This window comes from Streptomyces sp. NPDC015130 (assembly GCF_043080005.1).
Taxonomy (GTDB): Bacteria; Actinomycetota; Actinomycetes; order Streptomycetales; family Streptomycetaceae; genus Streptomyces.
This window is the reverse complement of the sequence record NZ_JBIBVC010000007.1, coordinates 52,495-65,995: the sequence shown is the minus strand read 5'-3', so window position 1 is coordinate 65,995 and position 13,501 is coordinate 52,495. Positions and strand designations below refer to the sequence as shown.

13 protein-coding genes are annotated in these 13,501 nt (G+C 73.2%); 4 read left to right on the top strand and 9 right to left on the bottom strand.

The window, feature by feature from the left end; translation table 11 throughout:
* Positions 1 to 112 precede the first annotated feature (112 nt).
* On the bottom strand, positions 113 to 802 hold the full coding sequence (locus tag ACF08F_RS16445; protein WP_392299177.1) for a hypothetical protein: 690 nt from the start codon (positions 800 to 802) through the stop codon (positions 113 to 115).
* Between the two features lie 63 nt (positions 803 to 865).
* Between ACF08F_RS16445 and ACF08F_RS16440 the strand changes: the two genes are divergently transcribed.
* Together ACF08F_RS16440 and ACF08F_RS16435 are read left to right on the top strand one after the other, a co-directional pair.
* A complete protein-coding gene (locus ACF08F_RS16440; protein ID WP_392299176.1) occupies positions 866 to 1,630 on the top strand; it encodes a polysaccharide pyruvyl transferase family protein in 765 nt (254 codons plus the stop codon).
* The gene (locus ACF08F_RS16435; RefSeq protein WP_392299175.1) at positions 1,627 to 2,469 is read left to right on the top strand and encodes an aspartyl/asparaginyl beta-hydroxylase domain-containing protein; all 843 of its coding nucleotides are present in this window, start codon (positions 1,627 to 1,629) and stop codon (positions 2,467 to 2,469) included. Before ACF08F_RS16440 ends, ACF08F_RS16435 begins: the two co-directional genes overlap by 4 nt.
* Positions 2,470 to 2,474: 5 nt before the next feature.
* On the opposite strand, the gene ACF08F_RS16430 is transcribed toward ACF08F_RS16435, so the two are convergent.
* Both ACF08F_RS16430 and ACF08F_RS16425 read right to left on the bottom strand, forming a co-directional pair.
* On the bottom strand, positions 2,475 to 4,646 hold the full coding sequence (locus ACF08F_RS16430; protein ID WP_392299174.1) for a sulfotransferase family protein: 2,172 nt from the start codon (positions 4,644 to 4,646) through the stop codon (positions 2,475 to 2,477).
* A 55-nt stretch (positions 4,647 to 4,701) separates the two neighbouring features.
* Entirely contained in the window at positions 4,702 to 6,063 is a 1,362-nt protein-coding gene (locus tag ACF08F_RS16425) for a 2OG-Fe(II) oxygenase (protein WP_392299173.1), read from the bottom strand.
* A gap of 64 nt (positions 6,064 to 6,127) precedes the next feature.
* On the opposite strand from ACF08F_RS16425, the gene ACF08F_RS16420 reads away from it, so the two are divergent.
* A complete protein-coding gene (locus tag ACF08F_RS16420; RefSeq protein ID WP_392299172.1) occupies positions 6,128 to 7,069 on the top strand; it encodes a hypothetical protein in 942 nt (313 codons plus the stop codon).
* On the opposite strand, the gene ACF08F_RS16415 is transcribed toward ACF08F_RS16420, so the two are convergent.
* The 6 genes from ACF08F_RS16415 to ACF08F_RS16390 form a co-directional block, all read right to left on the bottom strand.
* Positions 7,005 to 7,808, bottom strand: a complete 804-nt coding sequence (locus tag ACF08F_RS16415; protein ID WP_392299171.1) for a DUF1826 domain-containing protein — start codon at positions 7,806 to 7,808, stop codon at positions 7,005 to 7,007. The two genes, ACF08F_RS16420 and ACF08F_RS16415, sit on opposite strands and share 65 nt — an antisense overlap.
* A 105-nt stretch (positions 7,809 to 7,913) precedes the next feature.
* The gene (locus ACF08F_RS16410; RefSeq protein ID WP_392299170.1) at positions 7,914 to 8,159 is read right to left on the bottom strand and encodes a hypothetical protein; all 246 of its coding nucleotides are present in this window, start codon (positions 8,157 to 8,159) and stop codon (positions 7,914 to 7,916) included.
* Between the two features lie 32 nt (positions 8,160 to 8,191).
* Positions 8,192 to 8,446: a hypothetical protein gene (locus ACF08F_RS16405; RefSeq protein ID WP_392299169.1), complete on the bottom strand. Its 255-nt coding sequence runs from the start codon at positions 8,444 to 8,446 to the stop codon at positions 8,192 to 8,194.
* A 15-nt stretch (positions 8,447 to 8,461) separates the two neighbouring features.
* Complete coding sequence (locus ACF08F_RS16400) at positions 8,462 to 11,080, bottom strand: WD40/YVTN/BNR-like repeat-containing protein (protein WP_392299168.1); 2,619 nt, start codon at positions 11,078 to 11,080, stop codon at positions 8,462 to 8,464.
* 32 nt (positions 11,081 to 11,112) lie between these two features.
* Entirely contained in the window at positions 11,113 to 11,517 is a 405-nt protein-coding gene (locus ACF08F_RS16395) for a hypothetical protein (RefSeq protein ID WP_392299167.1), read from the bottom strand.
* Between the two features lie 109 nt (positions 11,518 to 11,626).
* Positions 11,627 to 12,274 (bottom strand): LuxR C-terminal-related transcriptional regulator, encoded by a 648-nt coding sequence (locus tag ACF08F_RS16390; protein WP_392299166.1) that lies wholly within the window; start codon positions 12,272 to 12,274, stop codon positions 11,627 to 11,629.
* Positions 12,275 to 12,646: 372 nt separating this feature from the next.
* On the opposite strand from ACF08F_RS16390, the gene ACF08F_RS16385 reads away from it, so the two are divergent.
* The gene (locus tag ACF08F_RS16385; RefSeq protein ID WP_392299165.1) at positions 12,647 to 13,363 is read left to right on the top strand and encodes a TSUP family transporter; all 717 of its coding nucleotides are present in this window, start codon (positions 12,647 to 12,649) and stop codon (positions 13,361 to 13,363) included.
* Positions 13,364 to 13,501: the final 138 nt, after the last annotated feature.

The window sequence follows — 13,501 nt, the reverse complement described above, 5'->3', positions numbered from 1 at the left end:
ACACGGTAACAACGCGCAAACCGCACCATCCGGGCCGTACGGAGTGACAATCCGCACCCCTACGGTGGACGCGTGCCGTGGACGCCGCCTTCCCCGCGCGTACGGGAACCGATCAGGCGGTCCCAGGCGGCGGGCCGCCCGGGACGTGGACGATCGCGTCCAGTTCCCGGCGCAGGGGCGCGTCGATGCCTCCCCTGCTCCAGTACCAGCGGCACAGCCGCGGTACCTCCGCCGTGTCCGCGTCGTACCAGGTGAAGGCGGTGCGGTGGGCGGCGTGGGCGTGGGCGCCCAGGACGTTGAACTCGGAGAAGCCCCGGGGCGGCCGCCCCGCCACGTAGCGGGCCAGGGGGGTTCCGTGGCGCTCCCGGCACAGGGCGCGTACCTCCGCGTACAGCCCGCGCGGGTACGTGAAGGGCGGCTGCTGCATGAAGTCGTGGGCGACCGGACGCCCCAGGAACTCCTCCGTCGGGGCGAGCCAGGGCCGGTGCCGGCCGAGCAGGGTGACCGCCTTGCGGACGATCCAGGGCCGGCCGGCGGCCAGCAGGTCGGCGGGCGAGACGGGGCGGTCGAAGACGACGTCCGAGTCGAGGTGGCAGATGAGGTCGGCGTCCGTGAACTCGTCCGCGTACAACTTGGTCACCTGCTGTCCCAGGTAGTCGTCCCGGTAGTCCGGGCACACCGTGAGCCGTACGTCGCCGCGGACCGCCCGGCGCACCGCGGCGGCTCCGGTGCGCGGGGTCACGACGACCACGTCCGCGAAGCCGTGGCACCACTTCTCGACGGCCGCCAGCGCGTAGCGCAACCAGGCGACATCCCGGTGGTAGGTGCGGACGAGAAGCGCGGTCCGCTCGCTACAGTGACGGACGTGTCCGAGTCCGTCCCCGCCTTCTGGTGCCGGGTGCCCAGTCAGGGCAATGTCGGTGACCGGCTCACTCCCTGGCTGATCCGCCGGATCTCCGGCGCGCCGGCCCGGTGGGTCGCTCCGCACGCCCCGGGCCGCAAGCACTTCGTCACGGGCAGCGTGGCCGCGCTCGCGGGCCCCGGCGCCGTGGTGTGGGGGGCGGGTGTGATGGAGGCCGGCGAGCGCGTCGACCCGCGGGCCGAACTGCTCGCCGTCCGGGGGCCGCTCACCCGGGAGGCGGCCCTGCGCTCGGGCGCCGTCTGTCCTCCGGTCTACGGAGACCCCGGGCTGCTGGTGCCGAGGTTCCTGCCCGTGCGCGCGGTCCGGGCGGGCGGACGGCCCGCGGTCGTCCCGCACTTCGCGGACAAGGCCCGGGCGCGGCGCGGAATTCCGGCGGGCTGGCGGATCGTCGACGTCCAGGGCGGGGTCGAGGACGTCGTCGAGCAGCTGGCGGGGGCCGGTCTGGTCGCCTCGTCGAGCCTGCACGGCATCGTCCTCAGTCACGCGTACGGGATCCCGGCCGTCTGGGTCCGGTTCCGGCCCCTGCCCGGCGGCGACGACAGCAAGTTCCACGACTACTTCCTCTCCGTCGGTGTGCCGGTGCCTCCGGCGGTGCCCGTCGGCGCCGACGGTGCCGGTCTCGACCCGGTCGCGCTGGCCGATTTCGCGACGCTCCCGGGGGCACTCCCCGACCTGGACCTCCTCCTGGAGAGGTGTCCCTTCCGATGACGACGACCCGCCACGATCCGCTGGCGCTCCTGCGCGGCATCCGGGACGCCAACTACCACCGCCCCGGGATCCGTTGCCTGCGGCTGTTCTCCGCCGACGCCCCGACCCTGCGGGACCTCACGGCGGAGGCGGAGGCGCTGCGTGCCGGGCACGTCCCCTCGCTGGCGGGCGATCCCGGCCACGTCACGGCCTGGACCGGTCCTCGCGGCCGGGTGGAGCAGTTCAGCCTGCTCAACGCCTCGGGCCGCTGCGACGACTTCTCCCGGGACCACGACCTGTCCTGCTTCGGCAAGCGGTTCCACGACCGCGCACGCTACCCCGCCCTGTCCGCGCTGGCGGAGGCGCTGCCGCACCTGGTCAACTTCCGGATCAACGTGCTCGGCCCCGGGGCCGCGCTCGCGCCGCACGAGGAGCACAGCGTCGTACGGTCGCGCACCGGCGACGTGGGCGTGCGGGCCCGCTTCCACCTCCCGCTCGTCACCGGCCCCGGGGCCACCCTGCTGCTGGACGGCGACCTCCACCATCTGACGGCCGGGACCGTCTACCTGGTCAACCACGGGTGCGTCCACGCGGCCGAGAACACCGGGGCCGCCGACCGGATCCACCTCGTGTGGGACATGCTGCTGACCGCCCCCGCCGCCGAGGCGATGTTCGGGACGGGACCGGCGCCGACGGGCTTCACCCGTGTCGAGGCCCGTGCCGACGCCGGTACCGGTGGCCTTGCCGATGCCCGTGTCGTGCGCGCCGTGGGCCGGCGGGCGGTCGCCCGGTGGGAGCGGATCGCGCCCCGGGTCTCGGAGGCCGAGGCCCGGCACATCGGCTTCCTCGATCCGCAGTAGCCGGCTCAGTACAGGGTCCGGGTGAACTCGGCCGGGACGTAGTGGAACAGCAGCGACGTGTGGGTGCTCCCGTCGGGCAGCGGCGGGCGCCAGTGCGGTACGCGGGTGCCCCGGAAGAGCACCGCCTCACCGGGGCGCTGGACCAGGGAGACCGGCCCCTCGGCCGTGTCCAGGAGCAGCGGCCAGCCGCCCTCGATGCCCGGTCCCGACTCCCCGAGGAGCAGGGACACCGTGTACTCGCACTGCTCGCGGTCGACGTGCCGGTCGAGGACGGCGCCCGCGCGGTACGCGGAGACGTACGAGTACGAGGGCCTCACCGGCCGTCCCGCGAGGCGGCCCACCAGGGGGCCGAACTGGTGGTGGAAGAAGCGCGACAACGACTCGTTGTACCAGCCGTAGCGGCCCTCGACCTGTGCGTCGCCGAGGGGCCACGAGCCGGTCGCGATGAGCCTCTCGTAGTAGTCGAGCAGCGCCGCGCGGTGCCCGGGGCGCACCAGTCGGCCCGTCCCGCAGACGTCCGTACGCGCGAACTCCTCGGCGGCCTCGGCGACGGCGGCATCGGCCAGGGCCGTACGGCGCGCGCGCTGCTCCGCCGTCCCGAGCGCGCCGGCCCCGGCGAGCGCGGCGCGCAGTCCGGGCGGGAAGCCGGGCGGCAGGGGGCGTCCCGGGGCGAGCGCGCGGAGCGCCCAGAAGTCCTCGAAGCGCACCCAGAAGGGGACGAGCGCCGCCGTCCCGGGGTCGTCGGTCCACAGGAGGGGACGGCCGGTCAGGAAGCGGTCCCGGAAACGGGCCCTGCGCGCCATGCCGAGGGGGATGGTGACCCCGGTCTGGAGCACCGCGGCCGGGTCGAGCACCGCCTCCGATGCGGTGGGGTCCGATGCTGTGGGGTCCGTCTCGTGGAGCCAGCAGGCGAAGGCGGGGCGGCTGCCGATGGGCTCCGGGCCGGCACGGCCTGCGCGGGAGACCGGGGAGGGCGAGGCGGAAGGGGTGGACGGGGAGGGCGGTGTGGACGGGGGCATCGTCGGGTGTCCGTTCGTGAGGCGCCGCAGGGTGGGCCGCACGGCGTCGAGCGCCGCCGGGTCGAAGCCCGGGGTGTCGCGCCACTTGCCGGGGCGCGGCGGGCTGATCGTCGTGGCCGACAGGGGCAGCTCCCTGCCTGCCGTCGCGGCGGGCAGGCCCAGTTCGGCCTCCAGCCGTCGCAGCGTCCGCCCCGGTGCGGCGCGCAGCGCGGCGTAGTCGACGTCCACCCAGGGGACGGCCGGGCGCAGGTCTCGGGCGTCGAGGATCGCGTCCACGGCGGCGGCCCACTGCCGGGCCGCGATCCGTGCGAGGTCCTCGCCCGCCCAGCCGCGCCAGCCCGGCGGCAGCAGCAGGTGCCAGTCCCGCCGTGGCCAGCCGGGCAGGTCCGGGATGTTGACGAAGCCGGGGTGGGTCCAGGCCCGCACCATGCTGGCCACCGTGTCACGGGCGTCGCGGTGCAGCCGGACGACCGTGGCGTCGGGGAACAGCCGCAGCAGGAAGGGGAGCCGCAGGCTGTTCTCCGGGGTCTTCTCCAGCAGCCTGGGTGGCCCGCCCCCGCTCGCGTACGGACCTCCGTGCCGTCGGCGCGCGTCGCGGAGATCGGCGAGGAAGCCCGCCCGTACCGCGTGCCCCCAGGTGTCGGCGTCCTCGGCGTCCAGCGCGTGCGAGGCGTAGCCGCGGGCGGCCGGGTGGAGTCCGGGTACGCCCTCGATCACCCCCTCGCTCTCTCCGCCGGCCGTCCACAGGGCGGGGCCGCGGGCCAGCGCGTCGAACAGCGCGGTGCTGCCGGAGCGCGGCGGGGAGACGATGATCACGGGCGCGGCGAGCGGGGCGTCGGGGACGGCGGCCACCGGTCCGGTGCGGGCCGTCCCGAGCCGGTGCAGGGCGGGGTCCCCGGCGGCGGCGAAACCGGCGGCCTCCTCGGCCGAGGCGAAGAGGTAGCGGGCGCGTACGCCGTGGGCGTCGGCCCGCACCGCGCGGGACAGCAGCCCCGGCGCGTCGGGGAAGGGGCCGTGGTGGGTCTCGCGCACGGCCCGCCGCACGCGGCCGGAGGGGAGCGCGACGTGGCCCTCGACGGACCACGCCACGCACTCCCGGGACTCCGGCACGGCCGGCGCGTCGGTGACTCCCTGCTCCTCACGCCGCGCGCCGGTCACTCCCGGTTCCTGACGCGACGCGCCGGTCGCCTCCGGTTCTTCACGCACGCGCCGGTCACTTCCGGTGGATCCAGCCGGTCACGCTGAACCGGCTGTCGGCGAACGCCTTGCCCGGTACGCGTACGGGCAGCACCTCGTGGTCGTGGCGGCTCGGGAAGAACACCGCGAGGTTGGCGCGCGGCACGATCGTCTGGCTGCGGTCCGTGGGGACGATCCGCCCGTCCTCGACGACCGTCTCGAAGACGCGCAGCTCCCCGCCGGAGAAGCGGCGCGGCTCGGCGGAGAAGAAGTGGACGAAGGTGAGCTCGCGGGTGTCTCCGTCGTCGCTGTCACGGTGCATGCCGAAGTAGTCCCGGTCGCCGTTGGCCGTGACCTGGAGCTCGATGCGGCCCAGCGGGAACGCCGGGTGGCCCAGCCGGGCGCGTACCGTCTCCAGCTGCTCCTTGATGCGCTCGGTGAACAGGGCCTCGAAGCGGCCGAGGTCGTACAGGACCTTGCTGCTGCGGACCCGCTCGTCCACCACCGCCGCCCCCGGCCCGTGCGGCTGGATCGTGGCCGGCCGGAACGAGGACTCGCTGTCGAGGGCGTACCGGAGGAGGTCGTCCTGCTCGGCTTCGGTGAGGAACTCCCGTACGCCCTGCGCGACCTCGGCGAGCACGTCCCGCTCGAACCGGCCCGTCCCCGTGGGCACCCCGGCCGGCTTGCTGTAGTGGCCGCCGCGGACCAGGCGGGCGATCTCGGAGGGGACGGTGACGCGGTCGGCGGTCCATTCCGCGCGCGATCCCAGGTACACCGTGCCGTGGAAGCTCGCGTTGCGCGCGTACACCTCGTCGTCGACCGCGCCGGCGAGCAGGTCGACCGGGTCGGCCCCGGCCAGGCCGAGGTTCTTGAGGAGCTCGCGGGCCGGGGCCCGGTAGGTGAGGTACCGCGCCGCCTCGGTGAGGAAGACGTCCTCCGTGCGCTCGAAGCCGGTCCGGCGCATGACCAGGTCGGCGAGTCGCGACTCCTCGGCGAGGAGGTAGTGCACCTCGGCGCCGGGGTCGACGGCCAGCGTCTCCAGGGCCTCCTTGTAGAGGGCGGCGCACAGGCCGGTGTTGGTGAGGTCCTCGTCGGCGACGTGCACCGGGCTCAGCCCCCAGCATCCGTCGGAGACCAGGTGCGTCTGCAGGACTCCGACGATGTTGCGCGCGCCCAGTCCCCAGGGCGGCCACGGCCGGTCGCGGACGGCGGCGAAGATCTGCGAGTCGCCGTCGCGGAACAGCGGCAGGACCACCTCGTCCATCAGGTGGGGTGAGCCCGTCCGCCGGAAGAAGGCGTGTAGGGCGGCCTTCGCGGTGTCACCGAGTTCGTCGAAGATCTCGATGCGCGTGGCGCCGTTGCGCTCCGTGAAGAAGTCGCGTCTGATGGGCTCGGTCATGGCCTCTCCTGTCATGGCCTCTCCTGTGATGTCGCTGTGTCGATCCCCGTGGGGAGGACGACGGGTGGATCTCGCGGCGGGTGCGCCGTTCCTGCGGGTGAGCGGGCCGGGCGGCGAGGTGCTGCCGTGGGCGGTGGTCCGGGCTCCCGTCGTCACCCGCGCCCAGCACGTGCGGCTGAACGAGCTCGCGGACGAGGGCTGTCGCTTCGTCGGTGCCACCAGCTACCTGGGTTTCCCGGGGGCCGGTTTCCGTGACGAGCGCGACTACGGGCTGCTCTGCGAGGCGTGGCTGCACTGCTTCCGTGAACCGGACCGGTTCCTGCCGGCGAACGGGCCGCGTCTCCTGGTGAGCGAGTCCGACTTCATCGACCCGCTCCGGGTCGACCCGCGCCGGGTCCGTCGCACCCCGGCGGCACGGGCCCTGACGACGGAGCCGGTCGCGGACGTGGTCCACGTCTCCGGTGCGGAGCCCTGGCGGCAGCGGGCGAAGAACTGGCCGCTCGCCGCCCGCTGCCTGCGCCGACTGGCCGCGGAGACGGGTCTGCGCGTCCTGGTCGTCGACGCCCCGCCCGGCGCCGGGTCGCTGCCGGGGGTCAGGACGTCCGGCCCGCTGGAGTGGTCCGCGCTGCTCGCGGTGATCGCCGCCGCGCGCTGCCTGTTCGTTCCGGCCGTTCTCGACGCCTCGCCGAGGGTGCTCGCCGAGGCCCTCTGCCTCGACGTGCCCGTCGTCGTCAACCGGTCGATCCTCGGCGGATGGCAGTACGTCAACGCCTTCACCGGGACCTTCTTCGACGGCGTGGACGACGTGGTGCCGGCCGTGCTGGGGGCGGTCGGCACGACGGTCGGGCCGAGGTCCTGGTTCACGGCACATCACGGGCCGGCCCGGGCGGGCGCCCGGGTGCTGCGGCTGCTGCGCTCTCTCGACCCCTCGCTGCCCGCCCTCAGCCATGTGCTGCTGGTCCCCGACCGGGGCGTGTCCGGGCACGCTGTGCCGGGGACACGTTGAGGACCAGCCTCGGCGGGCCCTGCATGGGCGAGCGGTGGATCCAGGCGTCCGCCACGGGATGCGGCGACCAGTGACGCCGTACGTCGATGTGCTTGAAGTAGACGGTCGCGTCCGGCGGCACCCGGTGGACGGGGGCGTGGGGCCGCAGGAACGACGGGGTCTCGTCCAGGTCGGTCAGCGGATCTGCCCCGGCACGGTCCGGGCCGGGCGCCGTCTCCCTCGACACCCGCTCCCGGCGTGACAGGTAGGCGTAGAAGTCCTTCATGCTCCGGACGTCGTCGCCGGAGACGTACTCCGTCGTCGGGCCGTTGTAGACCCGCACGGCACCGGTCGTGGGGGCCTGCGGCGGGACCGTGTCGACGTGGAACCCGCAGCGCCGGGTGGGCGCCTCGGTGAACACCCGCACCATCACGCGGCGGACGTCCGCCGTGGCCGTCACCTGCTCGACGATCCCCGTCATGTCGTCCAGGAGCGCACGCGCGACCGCCCTGTCCGTGCCGGCCAGGGCGGTGCGGGACCAGTCGGCGAACTCGTCGGGGGAGACCGCGGCCAGTGTCGTACGCGGGATGACGAGCCGCCGCGAGACCACGAGCTCGGCCAACTCGTCCAGCCAGCCGGGGCGTTCGCGCCGGGCCAGGACGACGGCGGTCAGCCCGGGGTCGGTCAGCCGTGCGATGTCCCGTGCCGTGTCTCCGTGGAGGACACCGCCGGGGAAGCTCTCCTCGTCGATGGGGACCACGGACGGCACCGTAACCGTCGGCCGCCCCCGGCCCCGGCCCGACAGGCGGGGCCGGGGCCGTGAGAACCCGTTCGGCTCAGACCTGGTACCGGCTCCCGGCGCCGGTCACATCGTCGGTGCGGTACCGGCCGCAAGGTCGGTACCGGTCGACGTCGGATCGGTCGCGTACGGCTGGTCGGTGGAGGGCAGCGACTGCCCGGGGGAGGTGGACGGCTGGCCCGTGGGTCCACCGGAGTTCGGGGCAGGTCCCATGTCCACTCCCGACACAGGCTCGGGCCGCGGCACCGGAGGGGTGCAGTCCGGGGAGGACGGCTGCTCGCCGGCGCCGTCGATCTCGATCGTGATGCGCATGGCTCGGTCCTTCCGTGTACGGGTGGGGCGGGTCAGTTGAGGACGGCGTACCGGGCCTCGTAGGTCATCGTGGCCGCGGTGAGGTTCTTCACGGTGATCCAGTACGTCACGTAGCCGGCCTCGTAGCGCTCGACCGCAACGTCCCAGTCCACCTGCGGAGCACCGGACTGCGGATTCGTCGGCACCAGGTACCAGACGACGTGCCAGGACGCCGGCCACCCGTAGGTGAAGAGCCGTGTGCTCGCGTTGGCCCCGAGCGTTCCGGTGTAATGAACGTTGGTCCACATCGCGCTTCTCCCGGTTCAGTAGCGGCTGAGGATGGCGAACCGGCCCTCGAATGCGACCGGGACGGGTGTGAGGTTGGTGACGGAGACCCAGTACGTGACGTACTCGGCGTCTCCTCGTTCCACCTGGACCTTCCAGGTCAGCTCCTCGGCACCTGGGCGGATCGTGGTGGGCATGACCGTCCACAGGACGTGCCAGGTGGCGGGCCAGCCCCAGGTGAAGAAGCGGCGGGTCGAGTTGGCCGCGACGGTGCCCGTCCACTGGACGCCGCACACGGGCTGGGTCATCCAGCCGTCCACCGGGATCTCCCAGACGCCCCGGTTGCGCAGCCCGGCCCGGAGCACCCTGGCGTGCCGCTGGTAGAGCAGGTCGCCGACGAAGGCGTTGGGCAGGCCGTTGGAGAACATCTGCCAGGACGCGCCGCCGTCCAGCGTCTGGTAGACGCCCAGGTCGGCGGCGACCCAGACGCGGTCGCGGTTCCCCGGGTGCACCTCGACGGCGTTCAGCGGCAGGTTGGGCAGGGCGGCCGTGCGGTCGGCCCACGTCGTGCCGCCGTCGGTCGACCGCCAGACACGGCCTCCGTCGCGCGTCGTGTGGGTGACCCAGACGCGGTTCGTGTCGGTCGGGTCGACGTGGATGTCGCTGATCCAGGCGTTGGCCCGGGGCGTGGTGAGCGCGGTGAGCGCGCCCCACGCGGTGCCGTTCCACCGGGTCACGTAGAGCCGGCCGGCGATGGTTCCGACGTACACCTGGTCCGCCGTCGGGATGTACATCGCGGAGGCGGTGTCGGCCGTGGGGAAACCCAGCCGCGTCCAGTTGGTGCAGTTGTCGCGGGAGACGTAGAGGGCTCCGCCGGCCTGGGCGACCGTGTTGCCGTTGGTGGCGCTGGACTCGAACGGCGGATAGAAGAGAGATTGCTCTCCGGCCACGACCGGCGGCGGCAGCCACGCCCAGCTGCCCCAGTCGCCCCGGGACGTGGAGCGCTCCACGCCCATGTTGTAGAAGCTGTGGAACACCGTGCGCGGGTCGGTGCGGTTGACCCCGCAGTCACCGCCGTCTCCGTCCTGCGAGTGCAGCCAGCTGGGCGAACCGGTCCACCGTTCGGTGCCGTTGTCCTGGGTGCCGCCCATGAGCCAGCGCGAGGAGCCCAGGTCCTGCGCGAGGTACTCGAACTCGGTGATCTCCAGTCCGTTGTTGAGGTGCTGCCAGGTGACGCCCCGGTCCGGGCTGCGGTAGAGCCCGCCGTCGTTGCCGATGTAGACGACCTGGGGCTGGCCCGGTTCGAAGGCGATGGCGTGCTGGTCGGGGTGGATCGACTGGCCGGGCGAGGGCCTGCTGGCGATGTCCGTCCAGGTCCAGGTGGTACCGGAGAGGTCACCCCGGTGGGCGCTGATGGCTCCGCAGTAGATCTGGCCGGCGTTGTCCGGCGAGACGGCCAGGAACCAGTCGTACCAGGCCTGGAGGATGCTCACTCCGGTGGGCGCCCCGATCGCCGTCCAGGTGCCGGCGGCGCGCCGGGCCAGGTAGGGGGACGCGCCGGCGCCGAAGACGTAGGCGACCGTCGGGTCCGACGGGGCGATGGCAACGGCGAGCCTGCTCCAGGTCGCGGGGGGCGTGCCCGGCAGGGTGACGGCGTTCCACGTGGTGCCGCCGTCGGTGGACCGGAACAGGCCGTCCCGGCAGGCGGCGAACGCCTCGGCGCCGGACGGGGCGACCGCGACCGACCAGGTCCACGCGGTGCGCCGCTGTGTCCACGTCGCTCCGGTGTCGTTGGAGACGTAGAGGCCGCCCGTCGTCGCCGCGTAGACGCGGGTGGGGGTGGCCCGGTCGAACTCCAGGTCGTGGAAGCCCTGGCCGACGAACGGCGCGGTGACCAGGCTCGTCCAGGTGGATCCGCCGTTGGTGGACCGGAGGATGCCGGTCCCGAAGCCCCGCCACCAGTCGCCTTCGCCCGTGCCCGCGAGGACGGTGGCCGGGGCCGTCGGGTGGAAGGCGATGGCCCCTGTGGTGAGGGTCGCCGCGTGGTCGGTGCGCGGGGCCCAGGACTGTCCGCGGTTGTAGCTCTCCCAGATGCCGCCGTGCGCCGCTCCGGCCAGCAGGTGACTGGCGTTGCCGGGGTCCACGGCCACGGACGAGACGCGTCCGGAGGCGTTGATCCGGGCGGCGCCGTAGGTCTGTCCGTTGGGTATCGTCCACGGGCCGAGCGAGCGCCAGTTGGGGCCGGTGGGGCTCGGCTGGGTCATCGACAGTCTCTCGGCCACGGCCATGTAGTTCGCGGCGACCTGTTCCATCTCCTCGCCGGGGTCGGCGCCACCCGCGGACGGTGGCTTGGCGGACTGCGTGCCGCCCTCTCCCGGACCGGCTCCCCCGGCGTCTCCGTCGCCTCCGTCGCCTCCGTCGTCGTCTCCCCCGCCGTCGTCGTCATGGCCGTCGGGGGGACGGCCCGCCACGCTCTCCAGCAGGGCCTGGGCCGCCTCCTCGTCCATGTCCGGGCGGGCGTGCAGGGCCGCCTCCACGGCCGCGTCCGCGTGGCCGGTGCGGGCCAGTTCGAGCATGAGGCGCGCCAACGCCTTGCCGCCGGGGATGCCTTGGCGTTCGCCCTTCACGACTGCTGTGTCCTGAGGATTCCCACGCATCGCTGATCTCCTCGTACCGTCGAGGTCCCGCGTCACGGCTCGGCCGACCGGCCCTCGGGGGTGCCGGAGCCGGCCTCGTCGTCCGGCTCGGCCGTCTCGTCGGACTCGGCCGTCTCGTCGGATTCGGCTGTTTCGCCGGACTCGGCCGCGGTCTCATCGGGGTCGGCCGTCTCATCCGACTCATCAGGCCCGTCCTTCTCGTCCGGCTCGTCCTTCTCATCAGGCTCGTCCGGCTCGTCGGTTTCGGCGCCCTTGAGCCCTCGGGCTCGCAGGAATTCCTCCAGCCGACGCGCCGCGCGGTCGTCTTCCGATTCGTCCGGGAAACCGGGCTGCCGACGTATCAACTCGACCTCCCCGCTCTGGTGCGGATGAAGGTGCAGGAGGCCTTGCAGAGAACGTCCCGGAGCACACCGAATCGGTTTTCGCAGGCGGGACATTCCAGGGGACGGAGGCGCGAACGCGGACGGAAGGGCCGTCACTCAGCGCCGTATGGCCTCGCGGTCGTCCACATCCAGTCTTCCTCCCGGCGCGTACTCTGCCTAGGGCCTATTCGCCCCGTGCCGGGTGGGTATATCTACCCAGGCCCGGGGTGGGCGGAACGAGGCTGTGCTCGATGGCGAAGCGGGTGAGGTCGGCCCTCCGCCGACCACCGACCTTGTCCCGGAGGCGGTCCAGGTGGGAGTGCACCGTGTGTTCGCTGATGCCGAGCAGGAGGGCGATCTCCCGGTCGGTGTCACCGCTGGCGACGCGTCCCAGGATCTCCCGTTCCCGGTCCGTCAGGTGGAGGGGCGTCACGATCAGATGAACGGCGAGCGGCCCCGGCACGTAGGTCTCGCCCGCGGCCACGGACCGCACGGCGGCGAGCACCTCCGCCTGTTCGGCCTGGCTGTCCAGACAGCCGCGCGCTCCGGCGCGGATCGCCGGCGCCAGGTCGATGTGCGCCGCGGCCGAGACGACGACGACCCCGTGGCCGCGGGTGCAGAGCCGGGACACGGCACGGGCCAGTTCGAAGGTCGAGAGCCGGAGGTTGAGCACCGCTGTTCCGGCGTCGACGGGATGCTCGTCCAGCTCGTCGACGGAGGACACGGCCGCGACCAGGCGGAGATCCGGTTCGCCGGTGATCAGTTGGACGATGCCGAGCCGTATGAGCGGGCAGTCTCCTACGACGACGACACGCCTTGGTTCAGCGTCCATCTGGAACCTTCGGTCGCGGGACGGCAGGAGCCATGCGTCGGAATCCCTCGCTGCGGAGCCATTCGCCGATGGGACATGTCTGCCCCGGATCGCTCGGTTCGGTACGTGTTCGGGGTGACGGATCACCCGTGCGGGGACATCAGAAACGATTCATCAGGACCGAGTGGAGGACACGTGCGGGCGGAACAGGGCACGTCCGGAAGGGAATTGGTTGCCTCAGACGAATAAACCACGGGATGTCCGCCCCCTGTGGCGCGCCGGCGCGGACGGTTCCATCGTGGAGGAAGAAGGTCACACCGCTCCGGCCGCCGACGACGGCGCCGACGAGGGGGCGGGCGGCGTCGGGGGGCCGGCCGACTGAGGAGCACACCGATGGATCCGTATCTGGTTCCGGTCGTGTTCGTGGCGGTCTTCGCCGCGTTCGCGCTGTCCGCCTCCGCCGGGTTCGGAGGCAGTCTCGTCCTGGTGCCGACGCTGGCCCTCGCCCTCGGAACGAAGTCCGGCGTGGCCCTGGCGGCACTGCTGCTCGCCGCCAACAACCTGGTGAAGGTCGCCGCGTACCGCAAGACCCTGCCCTACCGGGCGGCGGTTCCGGTGGTCGTCCTGGTCGCGGCCGGAACGTTCCTGGGCGCGAAACTGTTCGTCTCGGCGCCGGAGACGTGGGTGACGATCGCGGTCATCCTGGGCTTCGGACTGGCGTTCCTGGTGGAGACCCTCGACCTCCAGCGCTTCCGGCGGATCGGATCCCCGATCCTGGCGTTCGCCTCCGGCGCGACCTCCGGGTTCAGCGGTACGTCAGGCCCCCTGAAGGGACTCGCCGTCCGGGCACTGGACCTGGACCGCATGCACCTCGTCGGGGCCCTGTCCCTGGTCTCGCTCGTCGGGGACGTGACCAAGACGGCGGTCTGGACGGACGCGGCCCTGCTCGACGGCGGGGACTACCTCGTCGCCCTCGCGTGCGTGCCGCTCATGCTGGTCGCGACGTTCCTGGGCCGGCGGTTCAACTACAAGATCGGTGAGCGCGGCTACACCGGTCTGTTCTGGACCGTGATGCTCGGCTACACCGGGCGTCTCCTCGCGGGGCTGTGAGCTGGAGGCCGGCGGAGCCGATGCCCTCGGCGCCCGGGGAGGGCCGCGGGCACCGGACACGTGTGCCGTCGGCGGGCGGTGCGCTCTCCCCCATGACCGGGATCGGGCCGGGCCCGCCCGCCCGATCCATCGCCGTGC